Source organism: Streptomyces coeruleofuscus (assembly GCF_039532725.1).
GTDB classification, from domain to species: Bacteria; Actinomycetota; Actinomycetes; order Streptomycetales; family Streptomycetaceae; genus Streptomyces; species Streptomyces coeruleofuscus.
In genome coordinates, this window is record NZ_BAAASE010000006.1 from 445,342 (window position 1) to 462,205 (window position 16,864).

Annotated in this window: 16 protein-coding genes and 1 pseudogene; 9 read left to right on the top strand and 8 right to left on the bottom strand. The window is 71.4% G+C overall.

Going from position 1 to position 16,864, the window contains the following annotated elements; genetic code table 11:
* The first annotated feature begins 100 nt into the window (after window positions 1-100).
* A complete protein-coding gene (locus ABFX81_RS25515) occupies window positions 101-685 on the top strand; it encodes a flavin reductase (protein WP_086851139.1) in 585 nt (194 codons plus the stop codon).
* 74 nt (window positions 686-759) lie between these two features.
* The gene (locus ABFX81_RS25520; protein ID WP_086851137.1) at window positions 760-1,233 is read left to right on the top strand and encodes a GNAT family N-acetyltransferase; all 474 of its coding nucleotides are present in this window, start codon (window positions 760-762) and stop codon (window positions 1,231-1,233) included.
* 3 nt (window positions 1,234-1,236) lie between these two features.
* Here ABFX81_RS25520 and arfB read toward each other — a convergent pair whose 3' ends face one another.
* A complete protein-coding gene (arfB, locus tag ABFX81_RS25525; protein WP_086851135.1) occupies window positions 1,237-1,674 on the bottom strand; it encodes an alternative ribosome rescue aminoacyl-tRNA hydrolase ArfB in 438 nt (145 codons plus the stop codon).
* A gap of 146 nt (window positions 1,675-1,820) precedes the next feature.
* On the opposite strand from arfB, the gene ABFX81_RS25530 reads away from it, so the two are divergent.
* Together ABFX81_RS25530 and ABFX81_RS25535 are read left to right on the top strand one after the other, a co-directional pair.
* A complete protein-coding gene (locus tag ABFX81_RS25530; protein WP_086851133.1) occupies window positions 1,821-2,396 on the top strand; it encodes a TerD family protein in 576 nt (191 codons plus the stop codon).
* A gap of 124 nt (window positions 2,397-2,520) precedes the next feature.
* The gene (locus ABFX81_RS25535) at window positions 2,521-3,045 is read left to right on the top strand and encodes a GNAT family N-acetyltransferase (RefSeq protein ID WP_346138704.1); all 525 of its coding nucleotides are present in this window, start codon (window positions 2,521-2,523) and stop codon (window positions 3,043-3,045) included.
* Window positions 3,046-3,052: 7 nt separating this feature from the next.
* Here the strand turns inward: ABFX81_RS25535 and ABFX81_RS25540 are convergent, their stop codons facing one another.
* The gene (locus ABFX81_RS25540) at window positions 3,053-4,447 is read right to left on the bottom strand and encodes a M1 family aminopeptidase (protein WP_086840677.1); all 1,395 of its coding nucleotides are present in this window, start codon (window positions 4,445-4,447) and stop codon (window positions 3,053-3,055) included.
* A gap of 289 nt (window positions 4,448-4,736) precedes the next feature.
* On the opposite strand from ABFX81_RS25540, the gene ABFX81_RS25545 reads away from it, so the two are divergent.
* Window positions 4,737-5,237 (top strand): hypothetical protein, encoded by a 501-nt coding sequence (locus tag ABFX81_RS25545; protein WP_086840675.1) that lies wholly within the window; start codon window positions 4,737-4,739, stop codon window positions 5,235-5,237.
* A 66-nt stretch (window positions 5,238-5,303) separates the two neighbouring features.
* Window positions 5,304-5,960: a hypothetical protein gene (locus tag ABFX81_RS25550; RefSeq protein WP_086840673.1), complete on the top strand. Its 657-nt coding sequence runs from the start codon at window positions 5,304-5,306 to the stop codon at window positions 5,958-5,960.
* A gap of 8 nt (window positions 5,961-5,968) precedes the next feature.
* Here ABFX81_RS25550 and ABFX81_RS25555 read toward each other — a convergent pair whose 3' ends face one another.
* The gene (locus ABFX81_RS25555; RefSeq protein ID WP_346138705.1) at window positions 5,969-6,661 is read right to left on the bottom strand and encodes a pentapeptide repeat-containing protein; all 693 of its coding nucleotides are present in this window, start codon (window positions 6,659-6,661) and stop codon (window positions 5,969-5,971) included.
* Between the two features lie 130 nt (window positions 6,662-6,791).
* Between ABFX81_RS25555 and ABFX81_RS25560 the strand changes: the two genes are divergently transcribed.
* Both ABFX81_RS25560 and ABFX81_RS25565 read left to right on the top strand, forming a co-directional pair.
* Window positions 6,792-7,952: an FAD-dependent oxidoreductase gene (locus tag ABFX81_RS25560; protein ID WP_086840669.1), complete on the top strand. Its 1,161-nt coding sequence runs from the start codon at window positions 6,792-6,794 to the stop codon at window positions 7,950-7,952.
* Between the two features lie 43 nt (window positions 7,953-7,995).
* Window positions 7,996-8,976, top strand: a complete 981-nt coding sequence (locus tag ABFX81_RS25565) for a zinc-binding dehydrogenase (protein WP_086840667.1) — start codon at window positions 7,996-7,998, stop codon at window positions 8,974-8,976.
* 33 nt (window positions 8,977-9,009) lie between these two features.
* Here ABFX81_RS25565 and ABFX81_RS25570 read toward each other — a convergent pair whose 3' ends face one another.
* On the bottom strand, window positions 9,010-12,279 hold the full coding sequence (locus ABFX81_RS25570) for a Tat pathway signal protein (protein ID WP_428837213.1): 3,270 nt from the start codon (window positions 12,277-12,279) through the stop codon (window positions 9,010-9,012).
* Between the two features lie 124 nt (window positions 12,280-12,403).
* Here ABFX81_RS25570 and ABFX81_RS25575 point away from each other — a divergent pair.
* Window positions 12,404-13,312 (top strand): annotated as a pseudogene (locus ABFX81_RS25575) (aminoglycoside phosphotransferase family protein); the annotation flags it as partial.
* A gap of 57 nt (window positions 13,313-13,369) precedes the next feature.
* Here the strand turns inward: ABFX81_RS25575 and ABFX81_RS25580 are convergent.
* Genes ABFX81_RS25580 through ABFX81_RS25595 form a run of 4 tightly spaced genes read right to left on the bottom strand, consistent with a single transcriptional unit; the run spans window position 13,370 to window position 16,718 of the window.
* Window positions 13,370-13,777 (bottom strand): DUF2752 domain-containing protein, encoded by a 408-nt coding sequence (locus ABFX81_RS25580; protein ID WP_346138707.1) that lies wholly within the window; start codon window positions 13,775-13,777, stop codon window positions 13,370-13,372.
* A complete protein-coding gene (locus ABFX81_RS25585) occupies window positions 13,774-14,175 on the bottom strand; it encodes a CD225/dispanin family protein (protein ID WP_086845407.1) in 402 nt (133 codons plus the stop codon). Before ABFX81_RS25585 ends, ABFX81_RS25580 begins: the two co-directional genes overlap by 4 nt.
* Before the next feature lie 30 nt (window positions 14,176-14,205).
* On the bottom strand, window positions 14,206-14,634 hold the full coding sequence (locus ABFX81_RS25590) for a hypothetical protein (protein ID WP_346138708.1): 429 nt from the start codon (window positions 14,632-14,634) through the stop codon (window positions 14,206-14,208).
* Window positions 14,631-16,718 (bottom strand): CHAT domain-containing protein, encoded by a 2,088-nt coding sequence (locus ABFX81_RS25595; RefSeq protein ID WP_346138709.1) that lies wholly within the window; start codon window positions 16,716-16,718, stop codon window positions 14,631-14,633. The genes ABFX81_RS25590 and ABFX81_RS25595 overlap by 4 nt, the downstream gene beginning before the upstream one ends.
* Between the last annotated feature and the right edge of the window lie 146 nt (window positions 16,719-16,864).

Below are 16,864 nucleotides of genomic sequence, written 5' to 3' on the forward strand. Positions count from 1 at the left end.
GGTCCGTGGGGAGCCGTCGGGAATCCGTCGCGAGTCCTAAGACCGTGATCGGGCGGGAGGCCGATGCACGGCGCCCGGGACGGAGATTAGCGTTTCGGATGTGCCGAACAACCCCACCGCCACGTCCGCGATCATTCCGCCGCCCGCCTCCGGGCATGCTGAGGGGGTGAGCAACGACGAGTTCCGCGCCGCCATGTCCCGGCTGGCCTCGGGCGTGGTCCTGGTGACCGCGCAGGAGCCGCCGCTCGACCCGGACGACCCCTCGGCGCCGGGCAGCGAGGACGTGGGCATGACGGCCACGGCCTTCATGTCGGTGTCCCTGGACCCACCCCTGGTGCTGGTGAGCCTGCGCGAGGGCTCCCGCATGGACGAACTGCTCGAGGAGCAGGAGCTGTGGGCGGTCTCGGTCCTCTCCGAGAGCCAGCGGCACATCGCGGGCCGCTTCGCCATGAAGGGCCGCGTCAGCGACCGCCTGCTCTTCGCGGACATCCCCTACACGCGCGGCGAGTACACCGACGCGCCCCTGGTCGGCGGCGCCCTCGCCGTCCTGGAGTGCCGCACCGAGCAGCGGGTGCGCGCCGGCGATCACACCCTGGTCATCGGCCGCGTCCTGACGGCCCGCGTCCCGAGCGCCGACGGCGGGCCGCTGACGTACTTCCGGGGGCGGTACCGGCACCTGGGGTGAGGCGGAAAACCGGTGGTCCGGGGCGGGGCGAAAACCCGGTGGCTCGGGCCGATCGGCGTGCCTAGGGTGCGCGCATGACAACGACGGGCCCTCGTCTCGAAGAGATCACCGCCAAGAACCTCGACGCCGCGCTCGGCATCCGCGTCCGCCCCGACCAGGAACACGCGGTCTCCCCGGTCGTGAAGTCCCTCGCCGAGGCCTACGCGCATCCCGGCGTCGCCTGGCCCCGCCTGATCGTCGACGGCGACCGCCCGGTGGGCTTCCTCATGGCCTTCCTCGACATCGACTGGTACGAGGACGGCAGCGTGCTGCGCTCGGGCCTGTGGCGGCTGAACATCGCGGCCGGGGAGCAGGGCCGGGGGTACGGCCGTTTCGCCGTCGAGTCCGTCGCGGAGGAACTCCGCCGGCGCGGCACCGAGCAGTTCTACGTCACCTGGCATCCCGGCCCCGACGGCCCGGAGGACTTCTACCTGGGGCTCGGCTTCCAGACGAACGGGGAGACCAGCGGGGGCCAGACGGTAGGGGTGCTCGAGCTGGCCCAGGTGTAACCCCTAGCCCCAGTTCTGGCCGTTGCGGCCGCGCTTGGTCTCCGAGCGCTGCTTCTTCTCCCGCAGCCGCCGCTCGTTGATCCCCCGGGGGATCCGGGTCGGCCTGCGGGGCTTGGGCGGCGGCGCGGTGGCCTCGGCCAGGAGCGCGGCGAGGCGTACGGCGGCGGTCTCGCGGTTGCGCCACTGGGAGCGGTGCTCGGAGGAACGTACGGTGACGACTCCGTCGACCAGGCGCCCGGCCAGCCGCTCCAGGGCCCGCTGCTTCCACACCTCGGGCAGCGCCTCGGTCCTCGCCAGGTCGAAACTGAGCTCGACCTTCGAGTCACTGGTGTTGACGTGCTGTCCGCCAGGTCCCGAGGACCGCGAGAAACGCCACATGAGCTCGGCCTCGGGCAGGGAGACGGAGCCGCGGATGACGTGGGGACCAGACATGCCGTCCATGTTCCCGCTCCTGTCCCGTCCACGTCATCCGAATAATCGCGCGTAAAGAAAGTAAAGGAGCTGGAACCTCGCGTACCCCTCTCCACGTTCATGGGGGTAGCTGTAGCTTCTTTGCCGTACGTAAACGAGGGAAGGGACTCCCAACAATGGCTGTAAGCCTGTCCAAGGGTGGCAACGTCTCGCTCACCAAGGAGGCTCCGGGCCTGACCGCTGTCACCGTGGGCCTCGGCTGGGACGTCCGCACCACCACCGGCACGGACTTCGACCTCGACGCGTCCGCGATCGCGGTCAACACGCAGGGCAAGGTCTACTCGGACGCCCACTTCGTGTTCTTCAACAACAAGCAGACCCCGGACAACACGATCGTCCACACCGGCGACAACCGCACGGGTGAGGGCGCCGGCGACGACGAGGCGATCAACGTCAACCTCGCCGCCCTCCCGGCCGACGTCGACAAGATCGTCTTCCCGGTGTCCATCTACGACGCCGAGAACCGCTCGCAGAACTTCGGCCAGGTGCGCAACGCCTACATCCGCATCGTCAACCAGGCCGGCGGCGCCGAGATCGCCCGTTACGACCTGTCGGAGGACGCGGCCACGGAGACGGCCATGGTCTTCGGCGAGCTGTACCGCAACGGCGCGGAGTGGAAGTTCCGCGCGGTCGGCCAGGGCTACGCCTCGGGCCTGGTCGGCATCGCCCAGGACTTCGGCGTGAACGTCTGACGGACGCCCTCACCTGTGGCGGAAGCCCCCGGCGCCGGTCCATCGGCCCGGGGGTTTCCCCGTCCCCGTCCCCGTCCCCGTCCCGCCCCGCCCCGCCCCGCCCCGCCCGCGATACGTTCCCGGCGTGATCCTCGACCTCCTGCTCCCGCCTCCCCCCGGCCGGCCCCTCCCCGGACCCCTCCTCGCGGAACTCACGGCCCTCTACGCGTCCAACCACGCGTTCCACACCCTCACCGGCGACTTCCCCGACCCGCACGACATCCGCCCGGAGCAGGTGGCACACGCCCTGTCGGAGGAATGGGCCCAGCCCGGCACCGATGTCCTGCTCGCCCGCAGCTTCGGCCACCTGACCGGGATCGCGATCACCCTCGCCCACCACCCCGACCCGGCCGACCCGGACCCGTGGATCGGCCTCCTGCTGGTGGACGCCGGCCTGCACGGCCAGGGCCACGGCCGCCGCCTGGCCACCCTCGTGGAGGACCGTTTCCGCGCGGCGCACCGCACCGCCGCACGCCTCGCCGTCCTCGACAGCAACCAGAAGGCCATGGCCTTCTGGACCGCCCTCGGCTACGAGGTCATCGACCATCGCGAGGACCGGCAGCTGAAGCGCCCGTGTGCGGTGCTCCGCAAGGAACTCACGGCGACTTAGGGCGTGCTCAGGCCCGCTCCGGCTTCCCCTCCCCGTACAGCCAGTCCTCCCAGATGCCGTCGAAGTCCTCCCCGGGCGCCTGCTCCTCGACGTACGCCGTGAAGTCGGCCGTGTCGGCGTTGCCGTGGCGACGGTCCGCCGCCCATCCCCGGAGGATGTCGCCGAACGCCTCGTCACCGACGGTCCGGCGGATCTTGTGGAGGACCATGGCGCCGCGCTGGTAGACCGGGGCTCCGGAGATGTGCGCGGCGTCCACGGGTTTCGCGGGCGGGAAGGACCAGAGGTCCTGGTAGGTCTTCTCCCCGTGGTCGTACAGCGCGTCGAAGGTCTGCTGCGCCGTCTCGCCGCCGTGATCCTCCTCCCACAGCCACTCCGCGTACGTCGCGAAGCCCTCGTTGAGCCACATGTCCCGCCAGCTCTCGGGTGTGACGGAGTCGCCGTACCACTGGTGGGCGAGCTCGTGGACGAGGAAGGTGATGTCGGGGGCGCCGGGGAAGACGGGGCGGCTCTGGGTCTCCAGGGCGTAGCCGATGTCGGCCGCGCGGTCGACGATCGCGCCGGTGGAGGAGAAGGGGTACGGGCCGAATCGCCGCTCCGCCCAGCGCAGGACCTCGGGGATGCGCGCGAGCACCGCGCGGCTCCCCTCCTTCTCCACCGGGTCGACGGCCGTGTACACGGGCAGACCGTCCCGGGCGGTGGACCGGCTGATCCCGAAGTCGCCGATCGCGAGTGTGGCGAGGTAGCTCGCCATCGGCTCGGCGGTGCGCCACACGAACGTCGTACGGCCCCGCTCTGTCCTCTCGCTCCGCAACTCCCCGTTGGAGACGGCCCGCAGCCCCTGCGGCACGGTCACCGTCAGGTCGTACGACGCCTTGTCGGAGGGGTGGTGGTTGCCCGGGAACCACGCCATCGACCCCGTCGGCTCGCCGAGCGCGAGCGCCCCGTCCGAGGTGCGCAGCCAGCCCTCCTGCGAGCCGTCCGGGTCGGTGACGGTCTCGGGCGCCCCCGAGTAGCGGACCGTCACCCGGAACGTCTCGTCCCGGTCGATGTCCTCGCCCGGCCGGACGGTGAGCTCCTGCCCGGCACGGTTCCAGCGGGCGGTCTCGCCGCCGACGGTGACCTTTCCGACCTCCAGGCCGAGCAGGTCGAGGTTGAAGGCGGAGAGGGCCTTGGTGGCCCGGGCGGTGACGGTGGCCGTGCCGGTGAGGTGGTGCGCGTCCCGGTCGTAGTCGAGGCGCAGGCCGTAGTGGGTGACGTCGTAGCCGCCGTTGCCGGCCTTCGGGAAGTAGGGGTCGCGTACGCCGGAGCCGCCCGGGGTGCCGTGGACTCCGCCGCACGCGGTGAGGGCGAGGGCGAGGGGGACGGCGGTCAGTGCGGGGACAAGACGTACAGATCGGGCCACGATGGCGATCCTAGGGCCTGCCTGACAAACCCCCGTCGTCCGCCCGGAGGGCGGGCTCGGCGGCGTCTGGTGCGTGCGATCGCAAGGCGCCGGAGCGCCCTCGATGGGGGTCCCCCGCGCGAGGTTGTTCGAGCGTGGGGGAGGAGCCACGTGGGCGGTTCGGCAACGCGGCATGGGGGTCCCCCCTGTTCGAGCGCAGCCGAGACGTTGGGGGAGTGCGTGCCAGACGCCGCCGAGCAGGCGGGGGTTTCTCAGGCAGGCCCTGAGGACGCGTGACACCATCACATCCGTGCTCGACATCGGCTACGCCCTCTCCAACCGCTTCCCCGACCCGCCGCAGACCGACTACCGCCGTGCGGACGTCCGCGCCCTGCGGCACGACCTGTTCTGCGGCGACGTCTACCTGGCGGACACCAAGACCGACCACGAGGTGTCCACAGCCTGGGGATGGGTGCCGGTTCTCGACTTCGCGTGGGCGCTGTGCGACATCGTGGAGCGGATCGACCGGGACCCGGCGGGCTCCCGTGCGTCCCGGCCGCAGCGGGCGGAGCTCGACTTCACCGAGTCGACCGACCGGATGCTGTTCGAGCGCCGCTTCGGATGGGTGGACATCGAGGCGGACTGGATGCCCGCGGAGGAGCCCCCGCTCACCGTCTCCCACACCGAACTGCGCCGCGAGGCCCGGGACTTCCTGCACGACCTGATCGCCGATCTCACCGACCTGCACGACGACCTCGCCGAGAACCCGGCGATCTGGACGCTCCAGGCGCGTTTCCCCAGGATCCCCTGACGGGCGCCGACGACCGCGGTGACACCCTTGTCCGTGATCAGTACCTGACACGGGGAGAGCGGGAGCATGACGCAGGGGCGTGTGACCTACGGGCTGGACTACCGGGTGCACCCACCGGCCGTCGTCAGCGGCGACGGACCGGGGCAGGGCACCTCCGTCCGGCTGTGCCGTGACCCCGGCAGTCCCGCTCCCGACCGGCTCCGCTCGCTGCGGGCCTTCCATCTGCGCGCCGAGGACGGGACACCGGTCGCCCGCGTGGTCACGGAGCAGGCCCTGGGTTCCCGGCTGAGCGGGCGTCCGGCGGTGTACCACGTGCTGGATCCCCACGGCGCGCCGCTCGGGCGGATCATGCTGCGGCGCCGCCGCGCCTTCCGCTGGGGCCGCGAGCGCTGGACCGTCGAGCCGGTGGCCGGCCCCGCCCTCCAGGGGTACCGGGGCCGGCTGGTGTGGTGGGCGTTGTGGTGGCCGGTGGGTTTCCCGGTGTACCTGCTGTTGTTGATCTGGGCTCTTCTGGCGGGGGACGGCGACGGCTTCGGACCGCCGAGCAGCGTCATCTGGCGCGACACATCGCGCCGCGCCCATCTCGTCTTCGGCGCGATGGCCGAGGACTACCAGCTGCTGAGCCACGAGGTGGACCCGCGCCTGATCAACGCCCTGATCGCGCTGCACCAGTCCTACGAATGCCCGGAACGGGCGGGAACCTGGGGCTGGTACGGGAGGTGAGCGGGTGATCAGTCCTCCACCCTGATCCCCCACTGCGCCGCCAGCACCGGTGCCAGGTCCAGGAGCTGGGTCGTACTGATCACCGCTCCGGCCAGCCGGTCCAGCCCCCGGCTGATCTCCAGTGACACGGCTCCGCGCAGGTCGACGTCCTTGAGGGTCGCCGCGTGGAGGTCGGCGCCCGTCAGCGCGCAGTCCACGAACTCCACGCGCTCCAGGCGGGCGCCGCCGAAGTCCGGCTCGACGAGGACGCAGCCCTCGAAGACGACGTCTCTGAGCCGGGCCATGCGCAGGTTCAGATAGTCGATCTTGCCGCCGCGGATCAGCACCCGCTCCAGCACCGCCGCGTGCATCTGCGTGCCGCCGAGGCGGGCGTCGATCAGCTCGACGTCGCGCAGCGTCGCCTCGGCGAGGTTGGTGCCGACACCCCGGACACTCGTGAGTGTCGAGTCCAGGACGGAGGCGTGCCGCAGCCCGACCTCGTCCAGCGCGCACTCCGTCAGGGCGCAGTCCAGGAAGCGGGAGCCCGACCCGTCCTGCCCCGCGAGATCCACCTCCCGGAACTCCAGCCCGTCGTAGTCCCCGTCCGGCTCCAGCCCGCCGCCCGGGAACGGCTCCAGCGCCGGCAGCCGGATCTCCGGTCTCCGCGCGGCCTTCACCCGCGTACCGCCCGCACCCCTACCGCCCGCCGCGCTCCTCGCCATGCGCCCATGCTGCACCACACCACTGACAACAGCCCCTGACCTGCGAGGCAACGGGCGATGTCACATTCCGGGGCCCTCGGCCGGTCGTACTCCCAGAAGAGTGTCGTCGAGCGCAGGGAGACCCTCAGCCATGCACCGCATCACCGTCATCGGCGGCGGCTTCGCCGGACTGACCGCCGCCATCACCGCTGCCGAGGCGGGCGCCAAGGTCACCGTCCACGAAGCCCACCACACGCTCGGCGGCCGGGCCCGCACCGCCGAGGGCCCCTACCGCACGAACGAGGGCCCGCACGCCCTCTACAACGGCGGCCCGCACTGGGCCTGGCTCAAGCAGCGCGACCTCATCGGTCCGCTCGCCCCGATCCCGCCCCTGGAGGCCGCCCGGCTACGGCTGCGGCACCACGGCGTGCTCCGCCGCACCCCGCCCTTCCCGATGCTGAAGCTGCTGCGCCGGACCGCCGAACAGGCGCCCGTGGACGTCGACTTCCTGACCTGGGCGACCGGCGTCGCGGGCGAGGAGGGTGCCCGGGCCGCCGCCCACTACTCGGCCGTCGCCCTCTTCCACCACGACCCCGGCTCCCTGTCGGCCGCGTTCGTGCAGGAGCGCCTGCGCCGCGCCACCAAGCTGCCGCCCGAGGCGCACTACCCGCGCGGCGGCTGGTCCAGCCTCATCGACCGGATGGCCGCCCGCGCCTGGAACCTGGGCGTCCGGATGGAGACGCTGTCCCGGGTCGACACGCTCCCCACCGACACGCCGGTCGTCGTCGCCACCTCCCTCGACGCCGCCCGGCGCCTGCTCGGTGACGACTCCCTGACCTGGCCGAGCGGCCGTACCGTCCTCGTCGACCTCGCCGTACGGACGCGGCGCGGGGACGCGTTCGCGGTGTCCGACCTCGACGCGCCGGGCTGGCTCGAACGGTTCACCGCCCAGGACCGCGGCCTCGCCCCGGCCGGCGAGCAGCTCATCCAGGGTCAGATCCCCATCGCCCCGCACGAGTCCAAGGCCGACGGCACCGCCCGCGCCGAGCAGCTCCTCGACCTGGGCTTCCCGGGCTGGCGCGAGCGCGTCACCTGGAGGCGCCAGGCCGTCGCGAACGGCCGTACGGGCGCGGTCGACCTGCCCGGCACCAGCTGGCGCGACCGGCCCGCGGTGGACCGGGGCGACGGTGTCTACCTCGCCGGCGACCAGGTCGCGGCCCCGGGCGTGCTGTCGGAGGTCTCCTTCAACAGCGCCCTGACGGCGGTGTCGTTGGCGCTCGGCCGGCGGGAGCTTGACCTCAAGCAAGCTTGAGGTTGGAGGCTGGGCCCAGACCACCACGACATGAGGAGCCGCCATGCACGCCATCCGCCTGCACGCCTTCGGCCCGGCCGAGAACCTCACCTACGAGCAGGTCGAGGACCCCCGGCCGGGCCCCGGCCAGGTCCGTGTCGCCGTACGGGCGGCGGGCGTCCACCTCCTGGACACCGCCCTGCGCGAGGGCGCACAGGGACCGGCGCCCGAGCCGACTCCCCTGCCCACCGTCCCCGGCCGCGAGGTCGCCGGCGTCGTCGAGTCCCTGGGCGAGGGCGTGGCGGACCTGTGGCTCGGCAAGCGGGTCGTCGCCCACCTCGGCTTCGTCCCCGGCGGCTATGCCGAACTGGCCGTCACCGATGTCGAACGGCTGCACGAGATACCGCAGAACCTGGACTTCGCCGAGGCCGTCGCCATGATCGGCACGGGCCGTACGGCGATGGGGATCCTCCAGTTCGCCGATCTGGGCCCCGGCTCGGTGGCCGTCGTCCCGGCCGCGGCCGGCGGCATCGGCACGCTCCTCGTGCAGTACGCCAAGAACGCCGGCGCCACCGTCATCGGCCTCGCGGGCGGGCCGCAGAAGGTCGCCCGGGTACAGGCGGGCGGCGCCGACCTCGCCGTCGACTACAAGGACCCGGCCTGGCCCGCGAAGGTCCGCGCCCACCTCGGCGGCCGGGCCGCGACCGTGGTCTTCGACGGCGTAGGCGGCGACGTGGCCCGCGAGGCCGTCGACCTGCTCGGCCCCGGCGGCAAGCACGTCGTCTTCGGCTGGTCCGCCGAGGGCATCCAGGGCGGCGAGCCCTACCTCGTCGACGGCGTCTCCGAGCAGGTCCTCGGCCCCGTCATGCTCGGGAAGGCCGGCGGCCCCGACCCGGTGCGCACCCTCGAAGTGCGCGCCCTGACCGAGGCCGCCGCCGGCCGGCTCACCCCGGCCGTACAGCGCTTCCCGCTGCGCGACGCCGCGGCCGCGCACCGGGCGCTGGAGAGCCGGGGGACGATCGGAAAGGTCGTCCTGGAGCCGTGACACCTCCTCTTCGGAGGGGTCCGCCGGGACGGATCAGCGGGCGACCGCCTTCGTCGCCGCGCTGAGCGCCGAGCCGTCCTTGTGCCCGGTGCGGTGGGCGATCACCTTCACGGTGATCTTCTTGCCCTGCTGCGCCGCCTTCAGCACCAGCGAGGACTTGGTCGCCCCGCTGATCGCCTTGCCGCTCGCGTACCACTGGTACCCGTACGAGGTCGCGGCCGGGCTCCACGTCCCGGCGGACGCCTTCAGGGTCCGGCCGACCTTCGCCGTCCCGCTGATCACCGGCGGCTTGGTCGCCTTGGGCGCGTCGCCCTTGGTCACGGTCACCGCCGCCGAGGACGCGGACCCGCTGCGCCAGCCCGCCTTGACCGCCGTCACGGTCACGGAGAGCTTCTTGCCGGCCTGCGCCGCGGGGATCGTGTACGCCGACGCGGTCGCGCCGCCGATCGCCGTGCCGTCCGCCTTCCACTGGTACGTGTACGAGGACGGGGTCGCCGACCAGGTGCCCGGTGAGGCGGTGACCTTGGCGCCCACCTTGGGCGTGCCGGTCACCTTCGGGGCCGCCGTGTTCTCCAGCGCGGGCTGGGGGGTCACGGTGAAGGTGCCGCGCTGGAACTCCCAGCCGCGCGTGTACACGCTGATGTTCCAGGTGCCGGTCGCCGCGCCCGTCAGGTCGGCGGTCGCGGTCACCGTGCGGTTGTCCGCGGAGACGGAGTCCGCCGGCGCGTCGATCGTCTTTCCGGCCTGGCTGAGCCGGACCCTGACGTCCGGCCCGAGCGCGGTACCGGTGACGGTGAGCTTCACCTTGGTGCCCGAGGCCCCGGTGCCGGGGCTGACGGCGGTGACGTCCGTCTTCTCCGTGCCGCACAGCGTGGAGGTGCAGGTGAGCTTGGCGCTGTAGGCGGTGCTGGACGCCTTCTCGGGCAGGCCGAGCAGGAACAGCGACGGCGTACTCGCGGAGGACGAGCCCAGCACGTCGCAGTCGTAGCCCTCCGGAATGAAGTGCGTGCAGCCGTTCGTCCAGGTGGACGTGTTGTACAGCACGGGCACCGCCGTCGTGGCGGCGCCGGTCGTGTCCTTGATGTCGGTCTCGAACCGGTCGAACCCGGCGGTGGGCAGCGCCGCGCACATCGCGGTGCGCGACTCGTCCAGCGTGCCGGTGACCGGCCCGTACCCGAACGCCACGGACGGCACCTTGGCGCACTCGGGGGCGGGCCCGTCGGCGGTCGCGACGCGCAGGGCGTCCAGGCGGTACTCGGGAGCCGCCTTCAGCCGGGTCGGCGTCTGCACGAGGACCTGGTGGGTGGTCGAACCACTCACCGCGCAGGGCGAGTTGCGGAAGGAGCACTCCACGCGGCCGTCCCCGGCGACGACCGCGCTGTTGGCGGTGCCGAGCGCGTCCCGCACATTGACGTGCACGACGTCGGTCGCCGCGCCCGTGGTCACCTGGTGGCAGGTGATGGTGCCCGGCGCTCCGGACGCACTCTTCAGGGACGCCCCGCCGACCTTCACCGCGGCGGTCTTCGCGCAACCAGCGGCGGAGGCGCTCGCGGTGACGTCACGCCGGGTCAGGGAGTACGTGGCTGCCTCGTCCCGGCCGGTCACCAGCACCGTGTGGGCCTTGCCCGGGGTCAGGGAGCAGACCGACCAGCCGTCGGTCGTGGCGTAGCGCTCGCAGACCCGCTTGCCGTCGGCGTCCAGCACCGAGAACCCGGCCGGCGCGGTCCCCGAGGTCGCGGTCAGCTGGAGCAGCTCGGTGTTCGAGTGCGCGCCGGCCGGAATGCCCAGGCAGTGCGAGAAGACGCCGTCGCCCGTGGTCAGCGTGGCCTTCGCACCGCCCGCGGCGAAGCTGCCCGCGGGCAGGACGGGGCAGCCCTGGGCGACGTCGGTGCGGTGGAAGGCGACCGCGTACGGGCCCGTGGCCGTGTCGCCGCTGTCCTCGGTGTGCACCAGCGCGCGGAACGGCGCCTCACCGGTGAGCGCGCAGTCACCGCCCTGGAGCGCTTCTCCGTCGCACTGCGGGGTGCCGTCGCGGTCCAGGACCTCCACCTCGGGGGTCAGCCCGGCCGAGGTCTGCGAGGTGAGCGCGGCGATCCGGCCGCCCTTCGGCACGGGCGGGGTCAGGCAGTCGTACTGCCCGACGGTGCTCAGTTTCCCCTTGTACAGGCCGGTCCCGATCGCGACGCAGCCGGCGTCGGAGGCACGGTCGAACACCACCAGCCGGTCACGGGACGGCTCGAAGGCGTTGGTGCCGAGCACCGCGGTGTAGGTGCCCGCCTCGCGGATCCGGCACGGGTCGGTGCCGGACTCGCACACGGTCCTGCCGTCGGCGTCGTACACCCGGACCGCCCCGGCCGACCGGTCCTCGTCCACGTAGTGCACGGTGTACGGCCCGGCCTTCGCGGCGGAGAAGGTGTAGCAGGCGTCCGTGCCGAAGTCCCGCGGCTCGATCGGGCCGTAGGGCAGGACCGACGCGGTCGCGCAGCCCTGCGGGTCGTTCAGGCGGCGCACCTGGAGCGCGTACTCGGCGGGGAAGCCGCTCTCCGCACGGGAGACGCTCGACAGCACCCGGTAGGGGCCGTCCCCGGGCAGGACGCAGCTGTCCTCGCCGTCCTCCGGGAAGTGCTCGCAGATACGGGCGCCCGTCGCGTCGGTGATCCAGGCGACCGACTCGCCGTACACCTTGGTGCCGACCGTCAGCCGGATCCGCTCACCGGGCCGGCCCTCGAAGGCCTGGCAGTCCACGGCCAGCGGGCTCGCCGCGCTCCGGATCACCGCAGGCCGGTCCCAGCCGGTGCCGACCGGCTCGGCGCAGCCGCGGGTGCCCGAGCCGAGCGGGACGACGGTGAGCTCGGTCCGCTCGTCGTCGACCCAGCCGCTGTTGACGACCTTGATGGTGTACGTACCGGCCGCGGGCACCTGGCACCAGCCCTCGGCGCGGTACTCGTCGTCGAAGCAGTCGACCTCGGCGCCGTCGGCGTCGAGCATCTGCGCGTAGGCGTTGTCCTGGCTGTCGTCCAGGGTCACCAGATGCAGACCGGCCGAGCCGGCCGTCACCGTGAAGCAGGCGCTGCTCTGGGCCGGGACGGTGGCCTTGCCGACGGCGTCGCCCGGATCCCCGAACGGCGCGAGCGCGAGCGGCGCGCACTCCGGTTCGGCGGCGGCCAGGGCGGAGCCCGCCCCCGTCAGGCTCAGCAGTGAGGCGAACAGCGAGACGACGACGGCGGACGCACCGGCCCGCCCCCGTCTCACGCGCCATCTGTGTCTCGTTCTCGTTCTCGGGCAGGCGTCCGTGTCCGACATGGCAATCCCCCCTGGATCAGTGGTCGTTGGCGAGATGCTCGCACACAGGTACGACACAGCGCCCGCGAGAAATCCGAGACGCCGCCCCGGCCCGGCCCCGGCCGCCCGCCCCGGGTTAATTCACATGACCCGCCCGGCCCGCCCCACTACGGTGCCGAAAGTGATCGACATTCCCGGCGAACTGGCAGCATCACAGGAGAAGTACAACGGCGAGGCGGGCCGCGCCTTCATCGAGGAACTGCCGGACCTGACGGCCGGCTTCCTCGACCGCTGGGAACTCGAGCCCGACGGACCCCCCATGCACGGCGTGTCCGCCCTGGTCCTCCCGGTCGTCCGCGCCGACGGCGGCCCGGCGGTCCTCAAGCTCCAGATCCTCGACGAGGAGAGCGAAGGCGAACCGGTCGCGCTGCGCGCCTGGGACGGTGACGGAGCCGTCCGTCTCCTCGACCACGACGAGCCCACCGGCACGATGCTGCTGGAACGCCTCGACGAGACCCGCATGCTGTCCCACGTCCCGGACACCCATCAGGCCGTCGTCACCATCGCCGAACTCCTCGCCCACCTCACCTCCTTCCCCGCCCCGCCCGGCATGCGCCGCCTCGGCGACATCGCCCGGGCCATGCTGGACCGGACCCCACGGGCACTCGACCGCATCCCCGACCCCGAGGCCCGCCGCCTCGTCGCCGACTGCGCCGCCGCCGTACGCGAGGTCGTCGACGAACCGGGCGACCGGCTCCTCCACTGGGACCTCCACGACGAGAACGTCCTCGCCTCCGGCCGGGCCCCCTGGCTCGCCATCGACCCCAAGCCCCTCGCCGGCGACCCCGGCTTCGAGCTGTGGCCGGCCATCGACAACCGCTACGACCCCGACGACATCATCTGGCGCTTCGACGCCATGACGGACATCCTCGCCCTGGACCGCCCCCGCGCCCGCGCCTGGACCCTCGGCCGCCTCCTCCAGAACGCCCTGTGGGACGTGGAGGACGGCCGCCCCATCGACGACGCCCAGTTGGAGATCGCGCGTCGGGTCCGCAAGATCGGTCCGCTCCCCGGTCGCCGTAGTGAATCGCCGGTTCGTGCGGTGTTCCGGTCAGGAGGCCAGTACGCCACCGAAGACGGGAAGGTTGCGGATCACCGCCCACAGGAGCATCACGGCGAGCACTGCCCTCCCCCACCACACCGGGAGAACGCGTGGCCGGGACGCGCTGGTGACGACACGTAGCCACACCCCCACACCGACCGGCAGAAACGCGAGCAGCAAGGCGTTGTAGTCCGCTGCCGCCACCACGTGACCGTGCGTGAGCTCGTGCAGCGCACGCAAGCTCCCACAGCCTGGGCAGTCGAGTCCTGTGACGGCTCGGAACGGGCATGCGGGGAACGGACCTGGTTGGGCGGGGTCCGCAAGTGCCGTGGCGAGGGCGACCGCTGCCAGGAGAAGGGCACCCAGCCACGCTTCGAGGGCGGCCCGTCCGCGCGTAGGGCGGTACCCTGCGGTCACGGCGCGGGCATGTACTCGGTGGATGTGTCGGACGCGCTCAGGGCGATGATGAGGATCAACCAGAACAGGACGCCGACGCCAACGCTCACGAGGATGAGAATCCGGGCTCTCCGGGACGCCTGTGCGGCTCCCTGATAGTCGCCCGTCGTGGCTTTCGCCGAGACCTGTGAGGCGAAGACGATGGCGGCGATCCCTGTCGGCAGGAAACACAGCAGCGTGACGAGGATGGCCGGTGTCATGTAGGACTCGGGAACCGGCCCCTGTGGCGCATGAGTCTGGTCCCACGTCTGTGGCTGTGAGGGCGGTTCCTGGTGCGGTGAGAAGGAGGAATCCTGCCACTTCGTGCGATCCCCCCAGTCCTCATCGTCGGGCGGCGGCACTCGATGCTTGTCTGCCATGACTGATGTCCTCCTTTCGGATGCGCCGTCTCAGCTGGGAACCCACATGGCGGTGCGTGAATCCCAGGACCAGCGCTGATCGCGGACGTCCAGCCCGACGGCCTGTTCGTACGCCCCCACCGGAAGGTCCGGGGTGAAGGTGACCCGGCCGCCCGCCGGTACCTCGAAGACCACACCCTGCGGTGCCGGTGTCCCTTGCCGGGTCGCGAACAACCGGTCCGTGAAGGCCTTGAGTCCCTTATGGGCATCTTCGGCGACCTTCTGGAACAGGCTGCGCAGAAACGGATCCAGGACCGCCGTCATCACGAGCACCAGCACCACCTCGGCCGCTCCTCTGCGGGTCGGCACCAACATGCATTGGGTGTCGACTCCGGCGTCACGCAGCAGGTCCTGTCCCTCCTCCGCCGGATCGGAGGGCAAGGACGAAGGCCAGAGGATCTCCACAGCGGGGCCTGTCATGGTCCGCCTCCCTCTTCGGTCAGCCAGTCGGGCAGCTCCCAGCATTCGATCGAACCCTCGCGGGAGGCGGTCACGAGTCCCTTGTCGTCCTCGAGGAACGCGAGCCCCGCTGGTCGGCTCTCCAGCCTCGTCACGAGCGAGGGGGCGCCGGTGTGCACGTCGCGGACGGCCACCTCACCGCGTTGATGGGCGACCGCCATAACCGTGCACTCGTTGTCGAACGCCAGTTGGTACGCGGTGAGACCCGGTTGTGTGCGCCACAGGAGTTGCCCCTGCCAGGACCACAAGCGCACCCTGCCGTCCATACACCCGGTGGCGAGAAGATCTTCTGTGACAGCGAGGGCCTGGACGGGCTGGGGGTGGCGCCACGTCATGACGGCCAGTCCGCGTACGTTCAACTGCCGTACCACGCCGTCTCCGCAGGCCACGACCACGTATCGGTCTCCGGGAGCGAAGGCGAGGGGCCCGAGTGGGGCCTTCTGGCCTGACGGCCAGGTTTGGGTCTCCTTCGGTGAAGCGACGGTCAGGTCCCGCACTCGGGCGCCCCGTGGGTCGTAGACATGGACGTGGTTCTCAACGGTCAGCGCGAGCCAATGGCCGTCCGAGCTGAAGGCGAGGGCGGCACCGCGGTCTCCGACGGAGATGACGCGCACGGGCAACTCGGTCTGCAGGTCCCAGATGACAACGGTGCCGTCCTTGTGCCGACTCGCCACGTGCCGTCGCCAGGGACTCCAGGCAAGTCGCACCGGCTTCTCGCGCTGCACGGGCATGCACTGGGCGGCAAGTTCCCCGCGCGCCGCGTCGAAGACCCGGACGACGCCGTCATCACAGGCGACGGCCAGTAGGTTCGCGGGCCCGAGTGCCATGTGCGCGCAAGGTCCGACCTGGGCGACCAGCCGGGACGTCGCTGGTGCCTGCGGGGTCTCAGCGGGCGGCGCCGACGGCTGGTCCCTTGAACTGTCCTTCGCCCCTGAAGGCGTCAGCTGCGAGGCGAATATCTGTGCCGTCTCGGATGCGAGAAACAGCACCGGCGTGGCCCACTCCAGAGTGCCCAGACGGACCTTCACCTCTTCCCGGGCGAGTGTCACCGCCCGGTCGACCGGAACTCCTTCGGCGAGCCACTCGTAAAAGGCGGCGGCGAAGGTGAAGGCGGCCCGGTCGGTGATCTCGTACTGCATGGCCACCACGGCCGGTACCCCGGCTTCGACCAAGGAGGCGGCGGTGCTCGTGAAGACATTCTCGGATCCGCCCACCGCGGACTCGCAGGCGTTCAGTACGACGAGCCGCAGCTGAGGACTGCGCTCGATCAGCGAACGGAAATCACGCGCGTGAAAGCGCATCGCCGAACCGTCGTCGCCGGAGAGCTGTATGTATCCCTGGCCGCCCTCCTCGTCGAAGCCGCCGTGACAGACGCAGTGGAGCACGTGCCACGTGCCGCTGCCGAGCGCCCTCGTGAGATCCTTCCAACGGTCTCCGGGCAGCCAGTGCACGTCCACGTTATTGGAACTGTCATGTTGCAGGACGTGTTCGATCCGCTCCCTCTCCTGCTGCGCTTCCAGCGGGGGAAGGTCCTCCGGGAGTGCCGAAACACCGAGCACCCGAAGCGGCAGGGCCAGGGGCATCGGGGAGATCGGGTCCATGAGCCGCAAGTCCCGCACGACGGGTACGCGAAGAGCGAGAAAGTCATCGCGAGCCGGATCGGTCGGATCGACCATGTACTCCCACGGAATACGCGAAACCTGCGGACCGTCCGGGCGCAGCAATACGCGCAGCGACTTACCCTGCTCCTTGGCCCGGATCCGGCACCGGTCGAACTGCGCAAATATCTGGTTCTGCAAGATGGTCCCGGTCAAGAGCTTTCCGAACTCGCGAACCGATTTCTCCGGCGCTGAGGCGCCACGCACAATGCTCAGGCTGTAAGACTTCATCAGGGATTTCTGCACGCCCTGCAGTGCGGACTGCAGTTTTTCCCTGGAACACGGCGCCGGTACCCTCATGCTCGCTTCACCGAGTTCCGACGAGCATTCAACGAACCATTCGGTACCGGTTTCAATAACTTTGAGGCGAAACGGCAGACTTTCCATTCCTGCCACCTCCGATACCCACAACTCCAGTCCACACCCGATGCTTCGGTGCGTCCACTCGGCCGTCGGGAGGCCCGGCGGGCGACGGAACTGCGCACGGTGGCCTTGCTCGCCGTACACGAAAACCCCAGGCCAGATGACTTCTG

Bases quoted from the DNA above. Each gene is read 5' to 3' on its own strand.
- ABFX81_RS25520 (WP_086851137.1), top strand. From the start codon at position 760: ATGACAACGACGGGCCCTCGTCTCGAAGAGATCACCGCCAAGAACCTC.
- arfB (WP_086851135.1), bottom strand. From the start codon at position 1,674: ATGGACGGCATGTCTGGTCCCCACGTCATCCGCGGCTCCGTCTCCCTG.
- ABFX81_RS25530 (WP_086851133.1), top strand. From the start codon at position 1,821: ATGGCTGTAAGCCTGTCCAAGGGTGGCAACGTCTCGCTCACCAAGGAG.
- ABFX81_RS25550 (WP_086840673.1), top strand. From the start codon at position 5,304: ATGACGCAGGGGCGTGTGACCTACGGGCTGGACTACCGGGTGCACCCA.
- ABFX81_RS25555 (WP_346138705.1), bottom strand. From the start codon at position 6,661: ATGGCGAGGAGCGCGGCGGGCGGTAGGGGTGCGGGCGGTACGCGGGTG.
- ABFX81_RS25560 (WP_086840669.1), top strand. From the start codon at position 6,792: ATGCACCGCATCACCGTCATCGGCGGCGGCTTCGCCGGACTGACCGCC.
- ABFX81_RS25565 (WP_086840667.1), top strand. From the start codon at position 7,996: ATGCACGCCATCCGCCTGCACGCCTTCGGCCCGGCCGAGAACCTCACC.
- ABFX81_RS25570 (WP_428837213.1), bottom strand. From the start codon at position 12,279: ATGTCGGACACGGACGCCTGCCCGAGAACGAGAACGAGACACAGATGG.
- ABFX81_RS25585 (WP_086845407.1), bottom strand. From the start codon at position 14,175: ATGGCAGACAAGCATCGAGTGCCGCCGCCCGACGATGAGGACTGGGGG.
- ABFX81_RS25590 (WP_346138708.1), bottom strand. From the start codon at position 14,634: ATGACAGGCCCCGCTGTGGAGATCCTCTGGCCTTCGTCCTTGCCCTCC.
- ABFX81_RS25595 (WP_346138709.1), bottom strand. From the start codon at position 16,718: ATGGAAAGTCTGCCGTTTCGCCTCAAAGTTATTGAAACCGGTACCGAA.